General features: G+C 63.0%; 4 protein-coding genes. All 4 read left to right on the forward strand.

Translation table 11 applies throughout. The features are described from left to right. Nucleotides 1-2433: type VI secretion system membrane subunit TssM (gene tssM / locus BLX41_RS32440; protein WP_259745489.1), on the forward strand; the 2433-nt coding region annotated here is incomplete at its 5' end. Continuing rightward, complete coding sequence (locus BLX41_RS32445) at nt 2433-3161, forward strand: PP2C family protein-serine/threonine phosphatase (RefSeq protein WP_123728161.1); 729 nt, start codon at nt 2433-2435, stop codon at nt 3159-3161. The genes tssM and BLX41_RS32445, both read left to right, overlap by 1 nt. Beyond that, nucleotides 3158-4219 carry a serine/threonine-protein kinase gene (locus BLX41_RS32450; RefSeq protein ID WP_123728162.1) on the forward strand — a complete coding sequence of 354 codons (1062 nt, stop codon included), beginning with the start codon at nt 3158-3160 and terminating at the stop codon, nt 4217-4219. The genes BLX41_RS32445 and BLX41_RS32450 overlap by 4 nt, the downstream gene beginning before the upstream one ends. A gap of 374 nt (nt 4220-4593) precedes the next feature. Next, on the forward strand, nt 4594-4810 hold a 217-nt coding region (tssD, locus tag BLX41_RS32455; RefSeq protein WP_123727997.1), incomplete at its 3' end, for a type VI secretion system tube protein TssD.

Genomic DNA, 4810 nt, shown 5'->3' on the forward strand with positions numbered 1-4810 from the left:
CGCCCCAGCCAGCTGCGGGGCTTCTACCTGACCAGTGCGCCGCACCTGGTCGAAGAGCTCGATCAGGACACTGCCAGTATCGGTGCGAGCCTGGGCATGTCGGCCGCCGTCCTGCCGACCCTGCGCAGCGGTCGCTCGCGTTTTATTCACCACCTGTTGAGCCGGGTGATTTTCCCCGAGGCCGACCTGGCCGGCCTGGACCAGCGTGAACGCCGACGTATTCACTGGGGCCAGCGCGCCCTGTACGTGGGCGCCCTGGCGGCCCTGGCAGTGTTTGGCATGCTGTGGGCGGGGAGTTTCTCGGCCAACCACGGGCGCCTGGAGCAATTGCGCTCACTGGCACAGAGCTGGAGTGAACAACGGTCGGCCCTGAGTGCGCGGGATGAAGCGCGGGCCCTGCTCAAACCCCTCGACACTCGCTTTGCGGCCACCCAGGTCTTTGTGCCCCAGGGCGAGGCGCCGCTGCATGAACGGGTCGGGCTGTATCAAGGCGATGCCAGCCGCCCGGTGCTCTTGCGTGCATACGAGCGTGAGTTGCAGGAGCAACTGCTGCCAAGGGTTGCGCAGATGCTCGAAGGGCAGGTTCGCGCCAACCTGCGCGATCGCGAACGCCTGCTCAACAGCTTGCGCGCCTATCTGATGCTGAACCTGCAGGATCGCCGTGATCCATCCTTGCTCAAGGACTGGGTGGCTCGAGAGTGGTCGAGCCGTTACGCCGGCAACAGCGCCTTGCAGAACGGTCTGAATGGGCACTTCGAGCGCTTGCTCGAATTGCCGTTCAGTTATCCGCTCAACGATGCACTGGTGAGCCAGGCCCGTCAGGTGTTGCGCAGTGAGTCGTTGGCCAACGTGGTCTACCGGGTCCTGCGCGAACAGGCTCGCAGCTTGCCGCAATACCGTCTGAGCCAGCACCTGGGGCCACAAGGCAGCCTGTTTGTCGGCACTGACTATGTGATCCCCGGTTTTTATACCCAGCAGGGTTATCAGCAGTACTTTTCGATCCAGGGCACGGCGCTGGTCACCGATATCCTGCGTGACAACTGGGTGCTGGGCGAAGGCTCGGGAATCAGTGGCATGGATCTGCGGCGGCTGATGGTCGAGCTGGAGCAACTGTACTTTCGCGACTATGCCAACCACTGGAGCGAAGCCCTGGGCCGGGTCAGCCTGCCGCCGTTCAACGATGCCGGCGATGGGGCCGAACAACTGGCCGGTCTGACCGCGGCCAACTCGCCGCTCTTGCAATTGCTGGTGGAGATACGGGAGAACACCCGCTTCCAGAGCATGGTCGAGGCTGCCGACGAGGTGGCGGCGCAGGCCGGCAAGGCGGAGCAGGGGGATGGACCAACGGATGTGCCGGGCAAGGGACTGGTCGCCGCAGCGGGGAAGGCCCGGCAGGCCCTGGCCAAGAGCCTGCCGGATACGGCGAAGAAGGCGCTGCAACGTCGCTTCGAACCGCTGCACCGGTTGCTGGATGACAACAACGGCCCGGCGGCGGACCTGACCCCGGCGTTGCTGGCACTCAACGACCTGCAGTTGCAGTTGTCCAGCCTGGCGCGGGCCAGCCAGCCTGATCAGGCCGCATTTGAAATGGCCAAGGCGCGCATGAGCGGTCAGCGCGATGCCCTGAGCAGTCTGCGCAATGCCTCGGCGCGCCTGCCGCGTCCGGTGAACCTGTGGTTCAACACGCTGGCCGAGGACGCCTGGCGCCTGGTGCTCAACGATTCCTACCAGTACCTCAACCAGCGATACCAGAGCGAGCTGTACAGCTTCTACGGTAAGGCGATCAGCAAGCGCTATCCGTTCAACGCCCACAGCGCCAGCGATGTGGCGGTCAACGATTTTCGCGAGTTCTTCAAGGCTCAGGGCATCGCCGAGCGTTTCTTCGACACTTACATACGGCCTTTCGTCAGTGGTGATCCTGGCAGCTACCGCCTGCGCAGCATCGACGGCCAAAGCCTGCCGATCAACAAGGCCTACCTTGAGCAGATGGTCGCCGCGCAGGTGATTCGCCAGGGATTCTTCGCAGAGAACCCGGCCGAGCCCCAGGTGCAGTTCAGGCTAGAGCCCTACACCCTCGATCCGGCGGTGAGTCGTGCCGAGTTCCGTTTTGGCAACCGGCAACTGGAATACCGGCACGGCCCCATTGTGCCGATGTCCTTCAAGTGGCCTACCGATGCTGAAGAGGGCCGTGCCAGCCTGGTCTTGGACAAGATGGTCGGCCGGCCGATCGGTATCGAGAAGAACACCGGGCCCTGGTCGTTGTTCCGCCTGCTGGACCTGATGCAGACCGAGTACCTGACCGGTCGCGATGTGCTGGTGCTCAAGGCCGAGCTGGGTGGCTTGCGTGCCAACTATCTGCTGCTGAGCCAGCGCACGCCGAATCCGTTCGACATGGGCGTGCTGCGCTCATTCCGTATGCCGGCGCAGCTCTGATGTCGGTTGCCAGTACCTGGCGCAGCGCCGCGCGCACCGATCCGGGCAAGGTGCGGCGGCGCAATGAGGATGCCTTTCTCGATTGCCCGGAGCAGGGGCTCTGGGTGGTCGCCGATGGCATGGGCGGTCACCAGTGCGGTGATGTTGCCAGCCAGCTGATAGTCGCCAGTCTGGCGGAGCTGTCGCTGCATGACAGTTTCGATGGGCGGCTCAATGAGTTGCGCCAATGCCTGCACTGGCTCAACCGGCGCCTTGGCCAGGAGTTGACGCTCAGTGCGGGACGGCATGACAGCATTGTTGGCAGTACCGTGGTGGCGCTGTTGCTGCAGGGCAACCGCGCTGCCTGCATCTGGGCCGGTGACAGCCGCTGTTACCTGTGGCGTGGGCAGTGCCTGTATCAACTGTCCAAGGATCATTCGCTGATGCAGCAGCTGGTGGACGAACAACGGATGAGCCCGGAGCAGGCCAGTGCCCATCCCGATGCCAATGCCCTGACTCGCGCGGTGGGCGCCAGCGAGCGGTTGGCCCTGGATGTGCTGGAGTTCGAAGTCTATGCGGGCGATGTTTTCCTGCTGTGCAGCGATGGTCTTTACCAAGGACTTAGCGGGGATGCCTTGGGCCGGGCCCTGAGCCTGGCGTCGCCCCGGGTTGCCCTGGAGCGCTTGTTTGAAGGGGCATTGCGCGGCGCAGCCAGAGACAACCTGACGGCCGTGGTGATCCGCCAATGACGGATATGAAGCCCGATATGCAGCGCATCCTGGCCAGCGAGGCTGAGGCCGGCAACCTGACCTACTTTGCCTTCGTCAAACCGCAACCCGCTCCGCCTGCCGTGGCGCGCCCCAGGGGCAAGGGTCGACACCGGGGCAGAAAGCGTTGTAAACCCAAGCCTGCGGCATCTGCGCCGTTAGGCCCGCTGCCGGTATTGCTGGCGGGTCGCTATCGTCTTGAGCGGCTGCTCGGTGCTGGAGGCATGGGCACGGTTTATCGCGCGCGTGACCTGCTGCATGAACAGTTTGGCGACCCCGATCCCTACATCGCCCTCAAGGTGTTGAGCGAGGAGTTTTCCGAGTCGCCGGATGCGGGCCTGGTGCTTTATAGCGAGTTCGCCCTGACGCGACGATTGCGCCACCCGAACATCGTGCGCTTGCACAGCTTTGAAGTGGATGCCCAATGCCAGTGTGCATTCATCACCATGGAACTGATGCGCGGGCTGACGCTGGACAAGCTGCTCTGCGAGCACCCGACGGGCCTGCCGTGGACAGCCTTGCAGGAAGTGGTCGTACCGCTGCTTGATGCCCTGGCCTACAGCCACGGGCGCGGCGTGCTGCATGGGGATCTGAAGCCGAGCAACGTGATGCTCGGCGAAGAGGGCGTGCGCCTGTTCGACTTCGGCCTGGGTCAGGCCGAGGCAGGCGTCTTGTCCGGCCTGCCTCACCTGAGCCGCACTCGCTTCAACGCCTGGACGCTGGGCTACGCTGCCCCGGAATTGCTGGAGGGCGGTGTCCTGTCGGCCGCTGCCGATCTGTACGCCGTCGCTTGCGTGATCTTTGAGCTGGCCTGTGGCAAGCATCCCTTCCGTGGCTTGCCGTCGACCCGGGCGCGTGATGAGCGACTGGAGCGCACGCTGCAGGTGCCAAAGCATCTTCCCGGGCATTGCTGGCCCGCCCTGCGATCGGCGCTGTCCTTCAATGTGGAGGAGCGTAGCGGCGGCCTTCAGGCACTGCGTGAGGCGATGGGTACGCAACCGTCCTGGATATCGCGCTGGATGTCGCGGTGCAGAAGATAGCCAGCGAGCAGCGGGGGGGACTCCTGCCTTTTTTGTTGCCGGTTCAAGAGCGCTTATTGCCTATGGTGGCTTTTTGCCTTGATGCGCAAGAAGTTGCGCACTCCAATGTGGATAAACCTGTGGGTACATGGCTGTAGGCATGACGGACAGGGCTGTACAGAGGAGTGGGCAAGAAGTTGCGCAGTACTGCGCAACTTCTTGCGCACTTTCTTTAGGAAATCAGGCCGGAAACAGCCTGTTGAACCTTGGATTTCTATCAAGTGATTGATTGGCAAGGGTTATTGGAAAGATGGCATGACTCTTGAAAGATCCATGAAGCCCGGCCGGCCATTCAGGCCCCGGTTTTTCCGTATATCCAAGCAAGGAGAGCAACAATGGCAACCCCAGCGTACATGTCCGTCACCGGTACCAAACAAGGTCTGATCACCGCCGGTGCCTTCACCGCTGACTCCGTTGGCAACACCTACCAGGAAGGTCACGAAGATCAAGTCATGGTCCAGGGCTTCAGCCATGAAGTGATCATCCCTCGCGACCCGCAGTCCGGTCAGCCCACCGGCCAGCGGGTACACAAACCGGTGAAGATCACCAAGG

Origin of the sequence: Pseudomonas protegens (assembly GCF_003732485.1) — a bacterium.
GTDB classification, from domain to species: domain Bacteria; phylum Pseudomonadota; class Gammaproteobacteria; order Pseudomonadales; family Pseudomonadaceae; genus Aquipseudomonas; species Aquipseudomonas protegens_B.

Coding starts and splice junctions, on each gene's coding strand:
- BLX41_RS32445 (WP_123728161.1), top strand. CDS start 2,433: ATGTCGGTTGCCAGTACCTGGCGCAGCGCCGCGCGCACCGATCCGGGC.
- BLX41_RS32450 (WP_123728162.1), top strand. CDS start 3,158: ATGACGGATATGAAGCCCGATATGCAGCGCATCCTGGCCAGCGAGGCT.